The organism is Evansella sp. AB-rgal1 (assembly GCF_041820985.1).
Taxonomy (GTDB): Bacteria; Bacillota; Bacilli; order Bacillales; family Salisediminibacteriaceae; genus Evansella.
Genome location: NZ_JBGUAU010000019.1, coordinates 39,340 through 59,538, shown reverse-complemented (window position 1 = coordinate 59,538; position 20,199 = coordinate 39,340). Strand labels below are relative to the sequence as shown.

The 20,199-nt window shown below is 37.9% G+C and carries 17 protein-coding genes; 7 read left to right on the top strand and 10 right to left on the bottom strand.

Annotated features, from left to right (window positions below; genetic code table 11):
• Positions 1–70: 70 nt before the first annotated feature.
• The gene (locus ACERII_RS16485; RefSeq protein ID WP_373643816.1) at positions 71–1,597 is read right to left on the bottom strand and encodes an N-acetylmuramoyl-L-alanine amidase family protein; all 1,527 of its coding nucleotides are present in this window, start codon (positions 1,595–1,597) and stop codon (positions 71–73) included.
• Positions 1,598–1,951: 354 nt separating this feature from the next.
• On the opposite strand from ACERII_RS16485, the gene ACERII_RS16480 reads away from it, so the two are divergent.
• The gene (locus tag ACERII_RS16480) at positions 1,952–2,248 is read left to right on the top strand and encodes a hypothetical protein (protein WP_373643814.1); all 297 of its coding nucleotides are present in this window, start codon (positions 1,952–1,954) and stop codon (positions 2,246–2,248) included.
• Positions 2,249–2,451: 203 nt separating this feature from the next.
• Here the strand turns inward: ACERII_RS16480 and galU are convergent, their stop codons facing one another.
• From galU to ACERII_RS16465, 3 genes are all read right to left on the bottom strand, one after another.
• Positions 2,452–3,330, bottom strand: coding sequence for a UTP--glucose-1-phosphate uridylyltransferase GalU (gene galU, locus ACERII_RS16475; RefSeq protein ID WP_373643813.1), 879 nt, complete (start codon positions 3,328–3,330; stop codon positions 2,452–2,454).
• Positions 3,331–3,553: 223 nt separating this feature from the next.
• The gene (locus tag ACERII_RS16470) at positions 3,554–4,147 is read right to left on the bottom strand and encodes a class D sortase (protein ID WP_373643812.1); all 594 of its coding nucleotides are present in this window, start codon (positions 4,145–4,147) and stop codon (positions 3,554–3,556) included.
• Positions 4,148–4,427: 280 nt separating this feature from the next.
• A complete protein-coding gene (locus ACERII_RS16465) occupies positions 4,428–6,491 on the bottom strand; it encodes a penicillin-binding transpeptidase domain-containing protein (RefSeq protein WP_373643811.1) in 2,064 nt (687 codons plus the stop codon).
• 131 nt (positions 6,492–6,622) lie between these two features.
• Between ACERII_RS16465 and ACERII_RS16460 the strand changes: the two genes are divergently transcribed.
• On the top strand, positions 6,623–6,808 hold the full coding sequence (locus tag ACERII_RS16460) for a hypothetical protein (RefSeq protein ID WP_373643810.1): 186 nt from the start codon (positions 6,623–6,625) through the stop codon (positions 6,806–6,808).
• Between the two features lie 226 nt (positions 6,809–7,034).
• Here the strand turns inward: ACERII_RS16460 and ACERII_RS16455 are convergent, their stop codons facing one another.
• On the bottom strand, positions 7,035–7,574 hold the full coding sequence (locus tag ACERII_RS16455) for a VanZ family protein (RefSeq protein ID WP_373643809.1): 540 nt from the start codon (positions 7,572–7,574) through the stop codon (positions 7,035–7,037).
• 94 nt (positions 7,575–7,668) lie between these two features.
• On the opposite strand from ACERII_RS16455, the gene ACERII_RS16450 reads away from it, so the two are divergent.
• The 4 genes from ACERII_RS16450 (at position 7,669) to ACERII_RS16435 (ending at position 11,029) form a co-directional block, all read left to right on the top strand.
• Positions 7,669–8,184 (top strand): hypothetical protein, encoded by a 516-nt coding sequence (locus ACERII_RS16450; RefSeq protein WP_373643808.1) that lies wholly within the window; start codon positions 7,669–7,671, stop codon positions 8,182–8,184.
• Positions 8,185–8,545: 361 nt separating this feature from the next.
• Positions 8,546–9,043 carry a VanZ family protein gene (locus ACERII_RS16445; RefSeq protein ID WP_373643807.1) on the top strand — a complete coding sequence of 166 codons (498 nt, stop codon included), beginning with the start codon at positions 8,546–8,548 and terminating at the stop codon, positions 9,041–9,043.
• A gap of 85 nt (positions 9,044–9,128) precedes the next feature.
• A complete protein-coding gene (locus ACERII_RS16440) occupies positions 9,129–9,593 on the top strand; it encodes a hypothetical protein (protein ID WP_373643806.1) in 465 nt (154 codons plus the stop codon).
• Between the two features lie 164 nt (positions 9,594–9,757).
• Positions 9,758–11,029 carry a hemolysin family protein gene (locus tag ACERII_RS16435; protein WP_373643805.1) on the top strand — a complete coding sequence of 424 codons (1,272 nt, stop codon included), beginning with the start codon at positions 9,758–9,760 and terminating at the stop codon, positions 11,027–11,029.
• Between the two features lie 799 nt (positions 11,030–11,828).
• Here ACERII_RS16435 and ACERII_RS16430 read toward each other — a convergent pair.
• The 4 genes from ACERII_RS16430 to ACERII_RS16415 form a co-directional block, all read right to left on the bottom strand.
• Positions 11,829–12,032: a methionine aminopeptidase gene (locus tag ACERII_RS16430; protein ID WP_373643804.1), complete on the bottom strand. Its 204-nt coding sequence runs from the start codon at positions 12,030–12,032 to the stop codon at positions 11,829–11,831.
• A 172-nt stretch (positions 12,033–12,204) separates the two neighbouring features.
• Entirely contained in the window at positions 12,205–13,932 is a 1,728-nt protein-coding gene (locus ACERII_RS16425; protein WP_373643803.1) for a phospho-sugar mutase, read from the bottom strand.
• A gap of 137 nt (positions 13,933–14,069) precedes the next feature.
• Entirely contained in the window at positions 14,070–16,115 is a 2,046-nt protein-coding gene (locus ACERII_RS16420; protein ID WP_373643802.1) for a PAS domain S-box protein, read from the bottom strand.
• 424 nt (positions 16,116–16,539) lie between these two features.
• Entirely contained in the window at positions 16,540–17,397 is an 858-nt protein-coding gene (locus ACERII_RS16415) for an aldose epimerase family protein (RefSeq protein WP_373643801.1), read from the bottom strand.
• Between the two features lie 354 nt (positions 17,398–17,751).
• On the opposite strand from ACERII_RS16415, the gene ACERII_RS16410 reads away from it, so the two are divergent.
• Complete coding sequence (locus ACERII_RS16410; RefSeq protein WP_373643800.1) at positions 17,752–18,651, top strand: hypothetical protein; 900 nt, start codon at positions 17,752–17,754, stop codon at positions 18,649–18,651.
• 422 nt (positions 18,652–19,073) lie between these two features.
• Here the strand turns inward: ACERII_RS16410 and ACERII_RS16405 are convergent, their stop codons facing one another.
• Positions 19,074–20,192: a glycoside hydrolase family 88 protein gene (locus tag ACERII_RS16405; RefSeq protein ID WP_373643799.1), complete on the bottom strand. Its 1,119-nt coding sequence runs from the start codon at positions 20,190–20,192 to the stop codon at positions 19,074–19,076.
• Positions 20,193–20,199 lie beyond the last annotated feature (7 nt).

The following is a 20,199-nucleotide window of genomic DNA, read 5'->3' as shown; positions in this document are numbered from 1 at the left end:
TAAGAGGAATCTCATTCATGCAAAAAGAGAAGCAACCCCTACATCTAAGGACTGCTTCTCTTTTTCATTTCTAATTCTTAAAATACAAATCGATCCCATTATATATTTCATTAACTAATGCATCCTGCTCATTCACTATTTTCTGAAAATCAGACGGATTTGTCATAAATCCTAGTTCTAAGAGGATTGATGGCATCCTTGTAAATCGAATAACCTGTAAGTTACTATCCCTTATACCTCTATCTCTTAAATGTAAACCTTTCACTAGTTGAGATTGTACTAAATTTGCAAGTCTTTGACTATTTGATCCTGCAAGGACGGAATTATAAAAAGTCTCTACCCCACTAGCAGAACTTCCAGACCAAGAATTCAGATGAACACTGATAAAGATATCAGCTTTCGAGTTGTTCGCCCTATTTACACGCTGGCTAAGTGATAGCGCGGTATCATCGACTCTACTCATGATAACCGTAGCTCCAGCTTGTTCTAGCTTCGTTTTTAATTTATTTGATATATCAAGCACCAATACCTTTTCACCAATACCGTTCACAAAGGCCCCTGGATCTCTTCCACCATGCCCCGGGTCAATAAATATTGTTTTCCCCCTTAGGTTGTCTGAAATTACTGGTAGACTTTCTTGTGATTGGTTCGTTACCTTTACATACGAGCTATGAATCCAGCCCCAACTTTCGTCAATCTTGATCTTGGACCAAACACCAGCTTTTTCATATATATCTACTTTAGCACCTTCTATTAAACTACCAATAATAGAGGAACTAGTACTATTGCTTTCCCTTACATTTAAGCGAGCTACAGTAACATCTCCTGTTTCTATTATTGAATCAGAAGTTTGGGAACTCGGTGGAGTATTTGTGTTAGTAGGTATTAGCTTAATGAAATCTCCATGAACATAACCCCAAGCATTGTTCAGATTTATTTTGTACCACTGATCTGTTTTTTCATGTAATTCCACTTTTGCACCCTTAGTAACACTTCCTATAACGTGAGAATTCGTACTAGCACTTTGTCTTACATTTAATCGCGTTGCAGTTACCTCCCCCTGGTTTACGGAGGAATTGATAGACGTATGTATAATTGTTTGCTGTTGTTGGATTTCTCTTACAAAATCACTATGAATAAATCCCCATTGATTGTTATGTTTTACCTTCCACCAGTCGCCTGTTTTACCGTATAGATCAACTCTTGCTCCTCTTGAGTAATTACCAATAACACCTGAATTAGTATTAGCACTGGATCGAATATTTAACCTAGTGGCGGTTACTTCTCCACTACCTGTAATTTCTGAGATATTACTTTTCACTACCTTAACGAAGTCACCATGGATATAACCCCACTGATTATTTACTTTAATCATGTACCAACTGCCTGATCTTTCATATAAATCTACTTTCGATCCTCTTGTTAGACTCGCTATTATTCTACCATTTGTATTAGGTTGGTTTCTTACATTAAGAGAAGTTGCAGTGATCTCTCCTTGATCAACACTACTTGCAGATACTATGTTGTCATCTGGATTATTAAATAGAAATGTAAAAAGTATAGCTGTTATGATTAATAGAACTGATGCTTTTTTCACCATCGCTTCCCCTCTCTCTTTTAACATTTATCCAAAGCTTAGAAAATACTTCCAGATTACGTCCACTAATTTCGCTAACCCAATTAGGAATATACCTAAACACGCAATACTTAAAGGAGATCCCCATTTAATATCCTTCATTCTTTATGCCTCCGAAAAACTACATTTTTCTTTAAAATACCACAATAATCCAAAAAAAAAATCGGACTTTTCACTATATTGAACGATTTTTTTGTTTTTTCTCATAAAAACTCGAGGTTTGTTGAATCAATGAATGGATGTGGAATTTTTGTATTCGTCCTAATATCATGAGATAATAAGATAACAATTCTGAGATTAATGGAGGTTACATATATGGAAACATCAAGAAATGAGGAGTTAACTCAGTGGAAACAAGAGTTACAATCAAGAAAAGACGAAATAATAAAAAGAAAGCACATCATTGAAACAAAACTGGACAAATACAAAACTCGGTTACGTATCGCTTCTTCTATTGAAGAAAGTAATAAAGGAGCGATAGTGGACAGTTTGGAAAGCCAAGTAACACAATTTAGGCGTGAACTTGAAGAATTTTCTATAGCCAACGAACCAGAGATAAGGGAACTAGACTCTATTTTAAAGTCAGTAGAAAGAGAGTTAGCACGCTCCTAAGGAGTAATTTAATCCCTTCTAAACTAGAGGCTAAAGTATTCAATAACGAATGTTTTTCGTACGAATAGTAAAAATAACCCGTATGAAATCAAGGTAATATACATGATTTCATACGGGTTAGCTATGTTATAGTTTTTGTTCCATCATTTTGTACATATTCCCTTAGGAATATTAAATGTTAATGGAATATAAACGTAGATAACTTATCCTTTACATGTCTCTTTTATTTCATTAATGAATTGTAAAACATCTGCACGTAATTCTTCACGTTGTAAAGCAAAGTCTAATGTAGCTTTAATGAACCCTAGTTTATCACCTACATCATATCTTTTTCCTTCGAATACATATCCATAAACAGATTGACCTTGTCTTAGCTCGTGAATTGCATCTGTAAGTTGAAGTTCATTACCAACACCAAAAGGTATTCTCTCTAAGATTGAAAAAATCTCTGGCGTTAATATATACCTTCCTAAAACAGCAAAATTTGAGGGGGAATGTTCAAGTTTTGGCTTCTCTATTACTCCGTTAAATGAATATAAACGATCCTCCATTTTTTCTGGTGAGATCAGCATACCGTATTTCGTAACATCGTTTTGTGGAACTTCTTGAATACCAACAATTGCAGACTGTTGTTTTTCATATTTTTCTATTAATTGCTTAATACAAGGAACATCCCCTTGTATTATATCGTCTCCTAACAAAACAGCAAAAGGTTCATCCCCAATGAAGCTCTTTGCACATAAAATTGCATGCCCTAGTCCTTTCGGTTCTCGCTGTCGAATATAATGAATATTAGCAAGACTTGATATCGCCTGCATCTCCTTTAACTCGGCTATTTTCCCTTTCTTCAATAGGGTCTCCTCAAGCTCATACGAAGTATCAAAATGATCTTCAATGGACCGTTTTCCTCGACCACTGATAATGATGATATCCTCGATTCCAGATTGAATAGCCTCTTCAACAATATATTGAATCGTTGGTTTATCCACAACTGGAAGCATTTCTTTCGGTTGAGCTTTAGTAGCTGGTAAAAAACGCGTTCCTAATCCAGCTGCAGGAATAATCGCTTTACGAATTTTCATAGTTTCCATCACCACTTTCTTTCGATACTACTCGTTTTCATTATACCCCTTACTCTTTGTAACTAGTATTTCCAAAATAATTCTTAACATATTCTTAATATCCACTTCAAGGGAATTAAATACATTAATAAAAGGACTAATCAGTCTGAATTTCAGACTGATTAGTCCTTACCTTTTTAATAAGTAACAAATTTCAGATTTATTCCCTGTTCTGACTATCTATTCATCTATTCAACGGCTTCGCATTGATAATATAACGTTCTGGTGCATCTCCTACAAAACGAAATGGATAGCACGTAGAAATAGTCAATACTTCTTCATCGATGGAATAATCGATAACAGTTCGATCATCAGCATCTACAATGAAAGTTTCTTCTATTTCATATTGAAACGTTCCATAACTTAGTTGCACTTCCACGATATCACCAATCTCTAAATCACCTAAATTACGAAATACAGTATCTCTATGTCCTGAAAGTAATATTTGCCGTGCTTCTCCTGGAAAACCTGTTCCTATAAAATGTCCAACACCAGCTTTTAAATCCTCATCGCTCGTACCTTCCACTACTGGCCATTCCTCATTTAATTTTGGGGCTCGTAACAACCCAATTACATCCCCACCAGCTGGGTCATAGTCTCGTATAACACCTTCAAAATCTGAGAATTCTCTATCGCTAGCTCTATCTGCATATACTATGCTTTGAGCAGATTTTAACGCGTCATTTTGTTTGGCATTCATTTCAAAGTATTGATATCCGCCAATACCTAAAAAGAAGAAACTAGTTAAGATAAGAACGATACCTATCCATTTTCTCAAATTTCATGCACCTCCAATACTACCACTTTACTATTATACCCAAAAAATAGGAGTAACAAAAGAGAGCAAAAAAGAAAAATGACGAAGATCCAAAAGCTGTTATCAGAGTGCACGGGAAAATTTATATTAACTTCCTTAAGCGCGCTCTTTATTACTTTTTGAATCCTCCTCTATTCTACAAGCCAATTCACCGACCTCTGTCAGACATTCTAGGCAGTGGATATGTTGTTGCTTACACTCAGCTAACCAACTTAATGAGACACATCAAAAAGATTTAAATTTAATCTATAAGACTTAAAAACTCATTCACTAAATCTACTACATAACCACTACCACCAAGCTCTTCAACATGTTCGATCATAACGGTGACTAGAATATCCTTTTGCTCGTAATCTAAAGCAACATACCATCCAAGTTCTTTTCCATCTTCACTTTCTAACGTATCCTTCAGTTCTGCAGTTCCTGTTTTTCCCGCAATCACTCTTGAATGGTTTACCCCTTGTCTATGAGCTGTTCCATTTGGTTCTTCTACTACCGCAATCATTGTTTCCAAGATTGTTGCAGCAGTGTCCGCTGTGATTATGTTTTCCTTCCAATACGCCCCTTTTGCTGCTTCCTCACTATATAAAAATGGTTGAACAATGGAACCTTCATTGATAAACATTGTGTATAAGGCAGTTAAGTGTAACGGTGTCATTTGAACTTGCCCCTGGCCATATCCCGTATCTGCTAGTAATATTTCTGAATTAATCCCATCATTTGCTATCGATGATGAGTACATAGGGAACTCAAATGGAATTGGTTCTCCAAAGCCAAACGCTTCTGCCCAACTTTCCATGGTATCTGCACCAATATCCAATGCCTTTTGTGCAAAATAAATATTGTCGGAAAACTTCATTCCTGTTTTCAAATCAACAGAAGTAACCGTATCAGTAACCCGGGTAACTCGATAATCTCCCCAGCTATCATTTGGCTGCCATCGTTTTTCTGTGATTTCGAGTTCTTCTGTTGGATTCAACATTCCTTCTTCTATACCAATAGCAGCAGTAATTGGCTTGAATACAGAGCCTGGAGAATAAGCATTCTGAAATCTACGTTCAAAAAGTACATTCATATCTTCTAAGTTTGCTGTTCTTGGATCCTTCATTCGTAGATATTGATAGTTTGAGTTATAAGAAGGAACACTTAATAATGCCAACACTTCTCCAGAAGTTGGATTCATTACAACGGCAGAACCTTGTTCATCGCCAATCGTCTCTGCAAGTTTCGCTTGTAACTTTGCATCAATTGTTAAAGTAATATCTTCTCCATCAACAGGTTCTTTTTTTATCACTACATGTCTTGTATTTCCTGCTTCATCTACTGTAGAAATAGTAATTCCACGTTCACCTCTTAAACGTTCTTCTAAAACACTCTCTAGCCCACGTTTTCCAATGTTAGAATGAGCATGATATCCTTGACCTTCAAATTGTTCCAATTCCTCCGCAGTAATAGCTCCGATATATCCCACTAATTGCGACAAAGATTCTCCTTGAGGATATTCTCTTCCTGAAACTCGATTCACCTGCACACCTTTTATTTGCTGCAGTGCCATTCTTCTTTCATCTGATAGTGGCATACTTTGTACAGGTGCAAACCAGCCTGGATTGTTCGGGTATTGGTTGGCCATATTTTGCACATATTCTATATCCAGATCAAATAGCTCTGCTACTCTTTCCGTGGCGTCGTCAAAATCTTCTATCATTTCCGGGAAAAATCCTACTTGATATATTTCACCATTAATCGCTAAGCCATTTCCGTTTCTGTCAAAAATTTGTCCTCGCTCTGGATCTGAAGATTGAATTGTTATTCCATCGGTTGGTTTCTCTAATCCTACGAATAAGTGACTAGGGGACCAATCCACGGTCCAACTTTCGATTTCTTCCTCATTTTCATCTAACTCTATTACTTTTTTTAGTATAACTTCCGTCTCATAACGAAGGTTACCTGCAATGGAAGACATCGTTACATCTATTAGATATCTAAGTTCTTCTATTTCCTCGAAATCTAGTTCTTCTTCTTCAAAATTACGTGATTCAAAGCTGACAGCAATAGAGTCTACACTTAAATCTCCATACACTTTCTCCATTCTCTCTGGGAGCGACCACTCTTGCTCTGAAAGCTCCGCTAGAGATTCTTCACTTAATACCTCCATCATCCCACCGTACTCATGTGATTCCCATGATTCTATGTAATGACTAAGGGTGTCTTCAGGATTAATTTTCTCCTCCTCTTCTTCTGAACAACCAAAAAGAAAGAAGCTACTGATCACTGTGACTAAAAGTAAAAGAAAGACGTTTTTCATGTAATCCCTCCCCAACCTATCTTGTACCCATTATATATGAAAAATGGAAAAATATGAATTCCACGAGACGACAAAATAGTAGATTTATTTTGACATCTCGTCGAAGCTGGTAAGGGAGGACACCAAAGAAAGTGATTATTTTCACCAAAGCGGATGAAAATACGTTATTAGATGCTTTAGTAACATCAACTTTATATGGAATGAGCGTAAGTCCACGAACTCCTGTTGTGGGAAGCAGAGTAAAGGCGAGACACCACAGAACGGAGCCAGGATGGCGACATGACGCCGTTGCCCACAGGACGTGGGCATGTACTTAGGCGGAATTCTGCGAGGAGGCTCGGCAACTCCCCACGGAAAGGAGTGGACAGTAGCGAATGGAATACAAGCAAACAAAGTTAGTATTACTATATAGCTTAATACACGTATTTTCAGGGTAGAGACTTTCTTCATTTAAGCTAGCATTGCCACGGCACTCTCTACCAAAAAGCCACTGAAAAGTAGTGTTGTACTTCCAGTGGTAGTAAAGTTTATGCATCGTTATATTTAAGAACTAGTCTGTCTCTGCACCCTTCTTGCTGTTCTCCACTTTCTCCAAATGATAATAGCACTAATTCCAAGCATGCCTCCTACAGAGTCTAGAATAACATCCTCTACCATTCCCGTTCTGTTCGGATGAAGAAGCTGTCGAAATTCATCAATAGATGCATATAGAGTTACAAATAGCCAAGCTGTGATGGCCGAATATCTCCTTTTTCTAATAAAAAAATCAAAGACTCGATATGCTAATAGCCCCATTACTGCAAAGGCAAAAAGATGAGCTCCTTTCCGAAGAAAGAATTCTACAAATGCAGCAGGAGTTCTCGTCTCTAAGCTAATAACAGAGTCTCCATATGTAAATGAAATTGGCTCCGCTATTTTTTCTACCCATTCTAAAGGAAAGTCTTCTAGAATAGGTTGAACATTTTGGTCTTCATACGATTGAGATGATGAAAAATATATGAGACCTACCCAAGTTAATAATGGAAAAACATATAATATAAAAAATCTCGGTGTTACAGGTTGCTTTACATTTTGAATCACCATAAACGTCCTCTCTCGCTAACACGTTAAGTTTATGTGTAAATTATATCAAAACTGTCAACGATGATAGTACTTCTAGAAAAAGGTGGTAAATAACATGAAAAAAACTTTCCTATTTCTAACACTACTCTTTTTATTTTTGCAGACATTCCCAGATGACAGTTTAGCATCAACAAAGTCCTATCAATTAGAAAGTAACTTTTCTAGCAACGATAATCCAATCTCTATCCATGAATTGATCCTGTTTCAAAATGAGATATATGTTGCATCCAAAATTATTGCTTCTTATGAAGAAAAATTCACTTTATTAGAAGAGGAAGCAAAACTGGAATTAGATGAGCTTGTAACGGAGGCAATAGCTGATTATGAAAGCAAAAGAAACAATGATGAACGAATATCCTATCTTTATTTCTATCGAACATATTATCGAGCTGCCCAATCATTAGAGAACGAAATTGACACACGATTTCAGCATAAATACGATCAATTACAAGAAGAATTAACAGCAAATGGATTATCCCCAGATAAATCCATTCACTTTAAAAAAACATATGAAAAATTGAAAAATAAGCAGAAAAACTCGTTAATGTCCATAGTCAAAGAAATGATTTGATTTTTTGGGAGACCTCCCTCCAAGTGGTAATTTGCACCATGGTGATGAAAATACGTTATGAAGTATATTAGTACATCTAAAATGAGCGCAAGCCAGCATGACTCCTGTGAGAAGTAGACCCAGAGGGGAGATGACGTAGGGTGCTTGCACTCGAAGGTAGCTCGGCAGACCCCCTAGGAAAGTGCGTGGAATATAAACCATCAAAGTTATTCATACTAGATAAGTTTGCTACCATGAACCCACGCATTTTCAGTCCATGATAGTGAAAATTTCAGAGTACACACTCTATGTTGAGATTATGAGTGCGTGAATGAGACAACATTTGAGACACCCTCTGGTCTCCTAAAAAGGGGATAATCATATGCGTAAATTCATTTTAGCTTTTTTATTAATACGAATTGCTGTTTTTTCTGCAACTCCTTATTTAGTTGTGCACGATGTAAGCACTTGGTTTCACCCGCCGGAATATCACACTTTCTCGCTTGTGTCTTTATTTCACTATCAAAGTGATTTTTATACCTTCTATCCCTTTGAAAAAAATTTGGAGGAAATTCTACAACTAGCTGGGCATCTTGTTTCTTACAGCTCGTTAAGTGTTTCTTTTTTTCTTACCTTCAAAAAAATTCCTATCCATCGTCGTTTTATGATTACATGGGGATTTTCATCTTTTGTTGGCCTACTCGATGAATGGAACCAGTTTTTTATTGTTGGTAGAGATGGCAGACTTGTAGATTTTCTTCTTCATTCATTCTCTTCTTTCATCACGCTTTTGTTGATACTTGCCTTCATCTATTTGAAAGGACAGATGTTAACCTACTTCAAGGACAAGAAATCACCTGATGTGAATACCAATTTATAAAACTATATTCTAACGTTTTTCATAAACAAGCAGTTGATCGAATAAGCTTGGTGTATACAACCCTTCTAGTGAAGGAGGTACAGTTTTGTATCGTAGAGGTGTGTCATCGGGTCCGGTTATTATTATTGGTATTGTAATTCTCGTTGTGGTTATTATCTTCTTTCTTTATTTGTCTCCATCACAGCAGGCAAAGAGGGCTGTGGATCAGTTTTATCGTTATGAGCAGGAAGCGAAATTTTCCTCTTCTTGGGAGATGTTTCATCCGTTGATGAAGGAGCGTTTTAGTCGGAGTAATTATATGCAAGACAGAAATCATGTTTTTATGAATCATTTTGGTGTAGATACGTTTGAGTTTTCGTTAAGTCGTGCGAAACGGGTCAATGGGTGGCGTATGTCAGAAGATTCCGAGGCGATACCTGGTGTTTATAGAGTTACGGTTACGAAGTATTACGGTGGCAAGTACGGGAGATTTCAATTTGTTCAGGATACGTTTGCTTCAAGAGAAGAAGATGGCTGGAAGATTATGTGGGATTATAGAAGTGGTGATTAAAAAATATACAATTCTACTTACATTTTCAATCATTATGAGCTTTTTTTCTCTATTTTCATATGATAAAAGTCAATTATTTTCAAAAGGTACAAATTTCTATTGCTAAAAATCTAATTTATGAGATATAGTAACAGTAACTATATTTTTAGGAGAGTGATGGAATTTTGGACAGTATACCCTATGCCTCGATAATCTTATTAGGGACATTGTTATTGTTATCAGGTTATTTTTCTGCATCAGAAACGGCTATTACGAGTGTAAATAAAATGCGCTTACGTAATCAAGCTGAAAATAATGATGTGAGAGCAAAACGTTCGTTAGAGATGGCGGAAAATTTTGACCAAAGCATATCTACGATTTTAATAGGTAATAACATAGTGAATATCGCATTGACTGCGATTGCGACTAGCATTGCAACACAAACATGGGGTAATGGTGGTAGTACACTAGTTGTCACTACGATTGTATTAACAATCATCGTTTTAATCTTTGGGGAGATTTTACCGAAATCTTTAGCAAAACAATTTGCTGAAAAATATTTGCTTACAATCTCTGCAACCTTAAGAGGTATCATGAGAATCTTCTACCCAATTACATGGCTTTTTGTCCAGTTAAAATTAGGGATTAATAAATTGTTTACCTTAAACAATGAGGAACCTAGTGTTACGGATGAAGATGTAAAAGCATTAGTTGAAATTGGAGAAGAAGAAGGGACATTTCACACTCAAGAGCGGGAACTACTTCACAATGCCATTGAATTTGATGACATTGTTGTAAAAGATATCCTGACACCTAGACCGGATGTTGTTGCAGTTTCTATAGACACACCTATAGAAGAAATTAAAGATATATTAATATCCGAAAAATACTCTAGAATTCCAGTTTATGAAGGTACAATTGACAACGTTGTTGGAGTCATTTCCCACCGTGACTTTTTCGTTCAGTATGTGCAAGAGGAGAAGCCTCTTCTTTCAGATATAGTTCGTCCACCTTATTTTGTGATAGGTTCTGTTAAAATCTCGAACCTTCTTAAAGATTTACAAAAAAATAAAGTTCACTTAGCAATAGTTTTGGACGAATATGGCGGTACAGCAGGCATAATTTCTATTGAAGACATCTTAGAAGAAATTGTCGGTGAAATTTGGGATGAGCACGACGAAAATGAGCAATTAATTGAGACACTGGAAGATGGAAGAGTACGTATGGATGGTCGAATTTCGATTGAAGAATTTTGTGAAACAATCAATTTAGATGTTCCAGAGACATCGTCGAATACGTTAAGTGGTTGGATTAGTGATACTCTTGGGCACTTACCTGTGAAAGGTGACACGATGGAGTACGAAAATATTAGTTTGTATATTGAAGATGTTCGTAATCGCCGAATTCATAAAGCGATTGTGGAGATTCAGAATGAGAGTTATCAGACGGCATTGTGATCGTTGTAACGCGTTAGTGGTGTTGTGACGCTGGCGTGGTGGCGCTGGTTCTTTCTGGGTTGATGGTAGATAGTAGATAGGGCACTGGAAAAGGTGGTATTACACTTTTTTCGGTGCTTTTTAGTTTAGAATGAAGTCCGTGATTTGGAGGAGCTCTGATCGCACCTTTCACAAGACAAAATGCTTCGCAAAGGCGCGATTCCGCTCTGATCGAACCTTTCACGAGTCAAAATGCTTCGCAAAGGCGCGATTCCGCTCTGATCGAACCTTTCACGAGTCAAAACGCTTCGCAAAGGTTCGATTCCGCTCTGATCGCTCCTTTCACAAGACAAAATGCTTCGCAAAGGCTCGATTCCGCTCTGATCGAACCTTTCACAAGACAAAATGCTCCGGAAAGGTTCGATTCCGCTCTGATCGAACCTTTCACAAGACAAAACGCTTCGGAAAGACGCGATTCCGCTCTGATCGCTCCTTTCACGAGTCAAAATGCTTCGCAAAGGTTCGATTCCGCTCTGATCGAACCTTTCACGAGTCAAAATGCTCCGGAAAGGCTCGATTCCGCTCTGATCGCTCCTTTCACGAGTCAAAATGCTTCGCAAAGGCTCGATTCCGCTCTGATCGAACCTTTCACGAGTCAAAATGCTCCGCAAAGGCGCGATTCCGCTCTGATCGCTCCTTTCATGAGACAAAATGCTTCGCAAAGGCTCGATTCCGCTCTGATCGCTCCTTTCACAAGACAAAATGCTCCGTAAAGGTTCGATTCCTACACCTAACAAATCAAGTTACTAGCTCCAGCTACTTATCTCCCATTCCAATCTGCAAAACTTCCGCTACCATTACAACCTCCACACTCTATATGTGACGAGGAGTAATAGTACTCATTTGCAAAAACGTTGAATCCTCTTCCACGACAATCTGGGCATATCCCTCTCGCCTCCATTTTTGCAATTCTTTTATCATACTGCGCATTTCTCCATTCAACAATTGAATTAATTAACCCCATTTTTCTCACCTCAGTAATAATTTTTTACTAGTATGTGGAAAAATGAGGAATATATACACAATTGGCCGAAGATTATTTTTAACTAAAACCTCACCAATATCAAAATACACGGCTCATAAAAAAATGAAAAACCAAGGTTGCCAAAAGCCCACCCTGGTTTTCCATTAAAAATTTATTCTTTGACTCGAGCTAAAATGTCTTCTTTTAAGCTATCCAAAAGACTTACACTTTCTTCTTCAGAACTTCCTTTTACTCCGAAGTAAAACTTAATTTTCGGCTCCGTTCCAGAAGGTCTTAATGCAACCCAAGCATCTCCAGCTAATTTGTACTTCAGCACATTCGATTTAGGTAATTCAATAGGTGACACTTCGCCTGACTCTAGGTTTTTGCTTGTTTGAGATTGGTAATCCTCAACAACAGCAACTTTTTGTCCTCCAAGTGTTGTAGGTGGTTCTGCACGGAACTCGTTCATAATATTGTTGATTTGTTCCACTCCAGCAATACCCTTTAACGTTAAAGAAGCCAAGTCTTCTTTGTAATATCCTACTTTTTCAAACAATTCGTTTAATCCTTGAAGCATTGATTTTCCTTGAGATTTATAATACGCTGCTACTTCAGCTGCTAGCAAGCAAGCTTGAACGGCATCTTTGTCGCGACAAAAATCACCTATTAAGTAACCGTAGCTTTCCTCGTATCCAAACAGGAACTCTCGCTCATCAGATTCAAATTCTTTGATCTTTTCACCGATGAATTTAAAACCAGTTAACGTGTCGAGAGTTTCTATACCATACGATTCCGCTAGCTTACGTCCGATTTCCGAAGTAACAATGGTTTTGATGACTTTATGATTGTTCGTTAGTTCACCTTTTGCCTGTTTTTGCTCTAGCAAATAGTGAAGCAAAAGAGCACCTGTTTGATTTCCAGTTAAAACTTGATAGTCTCCTGCTGCATTTTTCACCGCAACACCAACACGGTCTGCGTCAGGATCCGTTCCAATTAAAATATCTGCATCTATTTTTTTCCCATATTCAATAGCCAAAGTAAAAGCTTCATGCTCCTCTGGATTTGGTGATTTTACTGTAGAAAAGTTTGGATCTGGCTCCGCTTGCTCTTTTACAACAGTTACGTTTTGGAAGCCCATGCGCTTTAGACCTTCTTGAACTGGGATGTTTGCTGTTCCATGTAACGGTGTAAAAACAATTTTCAAGTCATCCTTCATTTCATTTATCAGACCTTGGTTTTCCACTAACGTCAGAAGTTCATTGTAATATGCCTCATCTACTTCTTCATCAATATATACGAGAAGTCCTGAGTCCAGTAACTCTTTCTCTTCCTTTACTTGTACTTCAAGCTCATTCTCCACTTTGTTTACAAATTCAATTATTTCATCAGCCATCTTCGGCGGAAGTTGACCACCATCTGGACCGTATGCTTTATAGCCGTTATATTCAGGAGGATTGTGACTTGCGGTTACAACAATCCCTGCAAAAGCATGCAGATATCTTACTGCAAAAGAAAGACTCGGTGTCGGTCGTAAACTTGAGAACAAGTATGTTTTTATTCCGTGATGCCCTAACGTTTTTGCTGCTTCTAAACCAAATTCAGGGGACATGTGACGGCAGTCGTACGCAATTGCCACTCCTCTTTCCATTGCTTCCGAACCTTGAGATACTATGTATTGAGCAAGACCTTCCGTTGCTTTTCGAACGGTATACAAGTTCATTCTATTTGTACCTGCCCCTAGCTCGCCTCGTAATCCACCTGTTCCAAACTCTAAGTTACGGTAAAACGCTTCCTCCAGCTTTGCTTCATTTCCCGCTAATTGATCTAACTCATCTTTATATTCTTTTAATAAATTTGGAGTTCCAACCCATTTCTCATAGTTTAGTTTCCAACTCATCGATTCTGTCTCCTTTATTCCGCATTTTTTGATTACATTATCTTGATTTTACCAAATTTCGTGTCTCCCTGATACCACTATCAATAGTAAAAAAGCGACAAAATAATTGCAGGTTTTTTCTGATGGTGGTCAGTATTTTATATCGTTTCTTGAACTTCCGCCTCATACCATGCGTAAGTGTTTTTTCCATTTTCTTTCGCTTTGTACAATGCAGCATCTGCTTTTTTTATAATAGATTTAAAACCTTTTCCATCCTTAGGGTAAAGCGCAACTCCAACGCTCATCGTGACGATCCAGTCTTGTTCCTCATACGTCCAATGTTCCCTTGCACATGCAAGTATCTTTTCTATCACATCTTCCACTTCCCGACAATGGGTAATCGAAGGCATGAGAATGTTGAACTCATCTCCACCAATTCTTGCAATAGTATCGTTTTCACGAATGCAACTCTTCAACCGATTAGCCAGTGATTGTAAAAACAAGTCACCCACATCATGACCTAGTTCATCATTAATAGGCTTAAAATTATCACAATCTAAATATAGGATAGCAGCCTGATGTCTATCCCTTAAAGCACTTCGAAACACTTTCTTCACTTTCTCTTTAAAAAAGCTCCGATTAGGAAGGCCTGTCAATGGATCATAATATGCCATATAATGAATCTTTGCTTCATAGTCCTTCCGCTTAGTAATATCTTCTCCCACAAGTAGGATTTTCTCAATATTATTATTCTCATCTACAATTGGAGTGATATCTAGTTGCAACCATAACCATGTTCCATTATTATGTTTTGCTTTTACTTCAATACTCTCATAATTCTTTTTATGAAGTACATACTCAAATTTATCGATAAATTGTTGCTGAAAGTCTTTATGAACAATTTCTACTATAGTATGACCAATAAGACCTTTTTGATGAAAGCCAAGCATTCTCTTGTGAGAAGGTGAGGCATATAAGGTTTTTCTATTTACATCCACTAACTGAATTAGATCTCTTGTATTCTCTGTAATTAAACGATATCTTTCTTCACTTTCTACTAGAGCCTTTTCCACTTTCTTTCGCTTGGAAATATCTCTAATAACAGAATGAACTGCCTTCTTCCCTTTATCATTAATCTCAATTCTTGATATTTCTACATCTATTTCATTCCCGTTTACCGTTTTAATTTTTTCTTCTTGTAGACTCGATTCATTTCCTTCTTCTAATAACAGCTGAATGCTCTGCTTCACTTTTTCTCGAGATTGAATAGGGAAAAAATCATAAATAGATTTTCCGATTAGTTGCTCGTTACTATTAACCTCAAATAATGATACTGCCGCCTCATTTGCATATTCGATAAAACCATCGCTATGTATAATCACCGCATCCGGTGAGTAATTTATTAATCTACTATAACGTTCTTCACTATCTTTTATCGCTTGGTTCATTCTTTTTTCCTTCGTTATATCATTTAAAATACCATACACACCAACAATATCCCCATTTACAAAAATAGGGATATTAATAATACTACAATCAATCAAATTACCTTCCTTATGTATCACCTTTGTTTCATATTGTACCGTTTCTCCATGTAACGCCTTGCTGAAAAAATGCTCTACTTTTTCAATTTCTTCAGGTTCAATTATTGGTCGAAAAGATGATTTAGATAACTCCAGAGTTTCATATCCTAATATTTCACTTGTAGCTCTATTAGCATTATTAACTTTCCCATCTGCATCTAATGTATATACTGCAGACGAATGATAATCTACTAATGATTGATATCGTTGTTCACTTTGCAGTAACTTTTCCTCTGCTTTTTTTCGCTTTGTAATATCGCGGGTCACAGCTAATACATAGGTGACTTCGCCTTTTTCATTCATAATAGGTGTTAATATTGTTTCTCCAACCTTATCATCATTACTTCGTTGTTCATATGTACGGGGTTCCTTTAGTCTACACACATTCATATATTCCTGATTAAGTAGGCGAGCATTATCCTCGTCCATTACATCTGAAATATGTTTTCCAATCACACATCCATTAAATCCAGCTAACTCAATAGCCTTTGAGTTTAATGCTACATAACGAAATGACTCGCCTGATACTACCTCCATGACAAAAATAGCATCCTCAAGATAATTAATAAACTTTATAAACTCATGAAAACTGGACTCAAATAATGTTTTTAGCTGGCTCATCCTATTTCACCCCACTACTCTCTTAAAGTGCGTAGATACTACTGATTGAAGTTTCTCATTTAGATAACAAGCGAGCAAACAACACGACTCGACAAATATATTTGAATACTCTAATTGTTATAGGTATAAAGTTGTGCACAATCAAAGTATATAGAAAATTTGTATTAATGAAAACAAAAAAAAGGTAAATATTCATAATGGTATATTACAATATTGTTACGATGTGAGAATTCCAGTTTTTTAAACATGTATTGTATTAAAGGAATTTAGAAATCTTTATCATTACTTTATTTACTATCGGCTCTGTTAAACGTTGATGTTGATTTTTACTCCAAATTGATATCAACATTGTCCTTTAACATTGCTTTATATAAAAAACACCCCTGCAGAATATTGTTTTGCAGGGAATGATATAAGTACTTTTTTATACTTTGATACTCATAAATGTTTTCCAAGTCTTACCAGATTCCAATCGATACAATTCATTTTTCTTATTAAATTCTAACTTTAACCCCATCCATGGCTCGATGCAAACATAATTTTGCCCCTTTGTGGACCAAAGAACAATATAAGAAAACTCCTTACCATACTCAAGGGTCACCCGTTTTTCCATATGCGGCAAAGGAAACGTCACATAATTTCGCCTCGAATCCAACAAAACTACCGCCTCTTTCCCCTTATCTAAATCAACACTTCCATAAAACGGCTTAATTTCCCCATCATTATAATCCAAATACGATGTGGAATCCGTATCCACGCCAACAAGCTTTGAAATGGATGTAAAGTATGGATGAAACCCCGCATGAATCGGCATAACTTCCTTTGATAAATTTTTATATTCCTGATGAATGACAAGTTCATCTTTCTTTAATTCATATGTATAGATAATTTCAAACTCAAACGGGTACGACTTCTTCGTTTCTTCATTGCTTGCTAACCGCAAAGTAATAGATAAAGAATTTACATTATTCGTTTCCACTACCTCCCATGGCATATCTCGCGCAAAACCATGGCCCCTCATTTCATACGTTTGCCCTTCCCATTCATAAACCCCATCCTCTAATCCACCACAGATAGGAAAAAGAATAGGAATTCCACCTCGTATGTTTGAATCTCTATCATGAAGTGTCTCCTCATTAATAAACAACAACTCATCCCCAGCAATACGAAGCTCCGTAATAATACCACCTCGCTCTGGTACAACTACCAACCTCGTATTTGCTTCTTCATGAAAAAGCTCGAATACCTCTAACGATTTATCTCGATAATTACGAATTTTCACTGGACGGCCTCCTCAAAAAAATGTTCTCCATTCGAAAATTAAATGAAGACATCATAATGTTTTATTATAACATTAATTTCAAGAGACCGATGATAATTCCCCATAAAGGAATGCTAAACGCAGTTCCCCATAAAAGCCCTTTAAAAAAGTTCCCTTTTTGTTCCATGATGACCAAACTCCTTCTACAATTACTGTTAGTTAAAAAGTATTGGTTTATGGAAGCAAACTTAAACAAATTATTGCCGATATTATCTTCCAACAACACGACAAGCATAAATTCCACAACTTCGTAAAAACCTAAACATAACAAATATAGAACGCTCGAGGACAATTCAAGAAAGGAGCCTTCACGTTATGGGTAACATGGGACTACTAATCGGTAATGGCTTTACCATCGACTTCGCCACAAAACTAGGACTAAATCCATCAGAACCATTTTCCCATTTCAATACCGACCAAATCACCTACAACCATTTTATCAACTACATACCAGCAATCAAAAACGAACTTTTTAAACTTGCTCATACAGAACAAAATGACTATGCAGCAATCGAAACATTCATGAAAAGCAAGCAATATAACACAGACAAAGACAGCCAACTGCGAAGGTTTCTCGCCATATCCTACTCTATTTTTCAAATGAAAGCAGAAAATCAACACATCCACGACTGGAAATGGACAAAATGGTTCCACCAAAACAAAGACAAGCTCGAACTAGCCATCTCCTTCAACTACGAACTACTATTAGAAACAGCACTAAAAGCAGCCGGGATCCCACACTACCGAACAGGCACAACCGAACCCGAACAAGGCATTCCAGTCATCAAACCACACGGCTCCATCGACTTTGACATCGTCGACGAACCAGCAACCATCACACGTTGGAACGAACCAACACGATTACACGACACCGGCCACGTCCATACCGTACCAAAAAGCGAGTGGCTAGACCCAAGGATGGAAGCAGACATCATACCACCGCGAAAAAACAATTATCAACGTTCCCTACGTTGGGTAAAAGAAGGAATTCGTACCTTTAAAAGTCGTGCGTCTCGAATAGACACCTTCATCATCGTCGGCCTCTCCTACAGCCTAGCCGATCGCGAAGAAGTGGATCAATATTTGGATTGCTTACACGAAGACACGCGCGTGATCGTAGTTGATCCCCAACCGAGTGAAGACCTCTTGAGGAAGATCGTCTCCCTTAGGTTAAAGTTAATCACACCACGAACAACGAGCGGGCTCCCTTGGTGAAAGATTTTGTTTACCAAGGGTCGCTGCGTTCCCCACCTCCTCGTCAAGGTCCAACTTGGTTTACATAATTAAGCTCTATCCCGTATCCCAAAATCACCTATCGCAAAAAAAACTACACAAATAAAAAGACCCCTTTCACGAGTGCACTAAATTAGTGCAACCCTCAAAGGAGGTCTATCCTGAAAACACGCTTCATCATTAGATGTAAACTATCTTGATTAACAACTTTGTTTGATTGAATTCCATTCGCTTCAGCCCTCTCGCTTTCCTGTGGGGAGTTGTCGTGCCTAAGTCTCTACTCTACTTCCCACTGGAGTCTTCGGGCTTCCGCTCATTCCTTATAAGGAGTCCAGTATCAAAATAACTTCACAGCGTATTTTCATTTCCCATGGTGCAACTATTCACTTGAATGGGTGGTCTCATTAAAACAACCCGTCATACCCTTTCAGCCTTGCCAATCCTTCTACAAAGTAATAATCACCATAAATCAACGGTACATCCACATTACTATTTTCAGGATAGTGACCTGTTCCGTGCAAAATTAAGCCATCTTCTGCTTCATTTTCCCAGTCGCCATAGTTTTCGTATAAAGACTTCAACATTGCCACGGCGCCATCTCGGTAAAGAGGCCCCTCTACCGGCCCAGCCTTCTCCCCGAGTAATAGCAACCCGGACGCCGCGATTGCCCCAGCCGAAGAATCACGATATTTCGGCACATCATCAGGAATTCTCATATCCCAATGAGGCACCATGTCCTCTGGTAAGTGAGACAGTAAGAAATGTGCCACACGCTTCGAAGCTTGCAAATACCGCTCCTCTCCAGTGTAGTGATAGCTCAACGCCATGCCATAAATAGCCCACGCAGTTCCACGGGACCACGCTGAGTAAGGTGCGTAGCCTTGACCACCAATGTTTTCTGCATGCTCTCCTGTCGCAGAGTCAAAACGAACAATATGATGAACCGCTCCATCCTCACGAATAAAATACTCCAGCACCATGTCCGCATGCTTCATCGCCGCATTTTTAAAACGAGGATCGCCCGTCTCCTCCGACGCCCAGTACAACAACGGCAAATTCATCATACAATCAATGATCGCCCAACCAGAATTCTCATTCCCCTCAAACCAAGGATTCCATGCACGAATGTAATTCCCATTTACATTGAACCTACCTAACAAAATCGTAGCCACCAACAACGCCCGGCGCTTCGAATCCTCATTTCCCGTAAACTTATAATTCGTCAAACTCGTCAACGTCCACATAAAGCCCATATCATGGTCGAGCTTATAATAATCCGTAATCACCTTATCCAGCTTCGCCTCACACTCTTCCGCGATTCCCTTCAAAGACTCATCCTGCGAATCCCTATGTAACAACCAAAGCAACCCTGGCCAAAATCCAGCAGTCCACCAGTGTGGCGCCTCCAGTTTATATTTCCCATCGATACTTGCATGAGGAAAGTTGGCACCGATTTTTGCGCTCGTTCTCCCAACCTTCTCACTAACCTTCGACCATGCTTCCTCTACCCATTTTTCCGTCATAATCTCG

What these genes read in the sequence shown, in the direction of transcription:
- ACERII_RS16480 (WP_373643814.1), top strand. Translation starts at nt 1,952, where the DNA reads ATGGAAACATCAAGAAATGAGGAGTTAACTCAGTGGAAACAAGAGTTA.
- galU (WP_373643813.1), bottom strand. Translation starts at nt 3,330, where the DNA reads ATGAAAATTCGTAAAGCGATTATTCCTGCAGCTGGATTAGGAACGCGT.
- ACERII_RS16465 (WP_373643811.1), bottom strand. Translation starts at nt 6,491, where the DNA reads ATGAAAAACGTCTTTCTTTTACTTTTAGTCACAGTGATCAGTAGCTTC.
- ACERII_RS16455 (WP_373643809.1), bottom strand. Translation starts at nt 7,574, where the DNA reads ATGGTGATTCAAAATGTAAAGCAACCTGTAACACCGAGATTTTTTATA.
- ACERII_RS16450 (WP_373643808.1), top strand. Translation starts at nt 7,669, where the DNA reads ATGAAAAAAACTTTCCTATTTCTAACACTACTCTTTTTATTTTTGCAG.
- ACERII_RS16445 (WP_373643807.1), top strand. Translation starts at nt 8,546, where the DNA reads ATGCGTAAATTCATTTTAGCTTTTTTATTAATACGAATTGCTGTTTTT.
- ACERII_RS16430 (WP_373643804.1), bottom strand. Translation starts at nt 12,032, where the DNA reads ATGGGGTTAATTAATTCAATTGTTGAATGGAGAAATGCGCAGTATGAT.
- ACERII_RS16425 (WP_373643803.1), bottom strand. Translation starts at nt 13,932, where the DNA reads ATGAGTTGGAAACTAAACTATGAGAAATGGGTTGGAACTCCAAATTTA.
- ACERII_RS16420 (WP_373643802.1), bottom strand. Translation starts at nt 16,115, where the DNA reads ATGAGCCAGCTAAAAACATTATTTGAGTCCAGTTTTCATGAGTTTATA.
- ACERII_RS16410 (WP_373643800.1), top strand. Translation starts at nt 17,752, where the DNA reads ATGGGTAACATGGGACTACTAATCGGTAATGGCTTTACCATCGACTTC.
- ACERII_RS16405 (WP_373643799.1), bottom strand. Translation starts at nt 20,192, where the DNA reads ATGACGGAAAAATGGGTAGAGGAAGCATGGTCGAAGGTTAGTGAGAAG.